2 protein-coding genes are annotated in these 1,440 nt (G+C 64.1%); both read left to right on the forward strand.

Going from position 1 to position 1,440, the window contains the following annotated elements; genetic code table 11:
• The coding region (locus tag K206_RS0123990) for an HIT family protein (RefSeq protein WP_020204934.1) at positions 1-344 on the forward strand (344 nt) is incomplete at its 5' end.
• A 71-nt stretch (positions 345-415) separates the two neighbouring features.
• Positions 416-1,270, forward strand: a complete 855-nt coding sequence (locus K206_RS0123995; RefSeq protein ID WP_029044014.1) for a 3-hydroxybutyryl-CoA dehydrogenase — start codon at positions 416-418, stop codon at positions 1,268-1,270.
• Positions 1,271-1,440 lie beyond the last annotated feature (170 nt).

The raw sequence follows: 1,440 nt of genomic DNA on the forward strand, positions 1-1,440 counted from the left end.
CCATCGCCTTCATGGACATCATGCCGCAGTCCGACGGCCACACCCTGGTGGTGACCAAGGAAGCCGCCGCCGAGATCTTCGACCTGTCCGAAGCCGCCGCCGGCGCCGCCATCCGCACCACGCAGCGCATCGCGCGCGCCGTGCGCGCCGCGTTCAGCCCGGACGGCATCTCGATCGGCCAGTTCAACGGCGCCGCCGCCGGCCAGACCGTGCCGCACGTGCATTTCCACATCGTGCCGCGCTATGCCGACCGCCCCCTGCGCGGCCACGGCAGCGACATGCAGGACCCGGCCGTGCTGGCCGGGCACGCCGAGCGCATCATCGCCGCGCTGCGCGAGGCCTGAGCACCGCATCCGCGCGCGCCGCCCGCGCGGCGCGCCAATCCCATCAAGCAACCAGCAACAAGGAAGACAAAATGGCAATCAGGACAGTGGGCATCGTAGGCGCCGGCACGATGGGCAACGGCATCGCGCAGGCGTGCGCCGTGGCGGGCCTGGACGTGGTGATGGTGGACATCAGCGACGCCGCCGTGCAGAAGGGCATCTCCACCGTGGCCGGCAGCCTGGACCGCCTGATCAAGAAGGACAAGATCAGCGAAGCCGACAAGGCCGCGGCGCTCGCGCGCATCAAGGGCTCGACCGCCTATGACGACCTCAAGGCCGCCGACATCGTGATCGAGGCCGCCACCGAGAACTTCGACCTCAAGGTCAAGATCCTCAAGCAGATCGATGCCATCGTCGGCGACGACGTGGTGGTGGCCTCCAACACCTCCTCGATCTCGATCACCAAGCTGGCCGCCGTCATCAGCCGCCCGGCCAACTTCATCGGCATGCACTTCTTCAACCCGGTGCCGATGATGGCCCTGGTCGAGCTGATCCGCGGCCTGCAGACCAGCGACAACACGCACGCGCTGGTCGAGGCGCTGTCGAAGGAACTCGGCAAGTACCCGATCACGGTCAAGAACAACCCGGGTTTCGTGGTCAACCGCATCCTCTGCCCGATGATCAACGAAGCGTTCTGCGTGCTCGGCGAGGGCCTGGCTTCGCCCGAGGAGATCGACGAAGGCATGAAGCTCGGCTGCAACCACCCGATCGGCCCGCTGGCGCTGGCCGACATGATCGGCCTGGACACCATGCTGGCGGTGATGGAAGTGCTGTACACCGAATTCGCCGACCCGAAGTACCGGCCGGCGATGCTGATGCGGGAGATGGTGGCGGCGGGTTATCTGGGGCGGAAGACGGGTCGTGGGGTGTATGTTTATAGTAAGTAGGTGGGGGCGGTTGAAATAAAAAAACCGGCGACGGGGGTGCTCCGTTGGCCGGTTTTTTGTTTATTTGGGGGGAAAGTTGATTTTATGGGGGGTGTTGGAGGCAAAGGCTTTAAAGGCCTAAAGTCGAAGGCTTTAACTTTAAAAGCTTTAACTTCAAAGTCAAAGGCTTA

This window comes from Cupriavidus sp. WS, from assembly GCF_000395345.1.
In the GTDB taxonomy this organism is placed as follows: domain Bacteria; phylum Pseudomonadota; class Gammaproteobacteria; order Burkholderiales; family Burkholderiaceae; genus Cupriavidus; species Cupriavidus basilensis_B.

What these genes read in the sequence shown, in the direction of transcription:
- K206_RS0123995 (WP_029044014.1), top strand. Translation starts at nt 416, where the DNA reads ATGGCAATCAGGACAGTGGGCATCGTAGGCGCCGGCACGATGGGCAAC.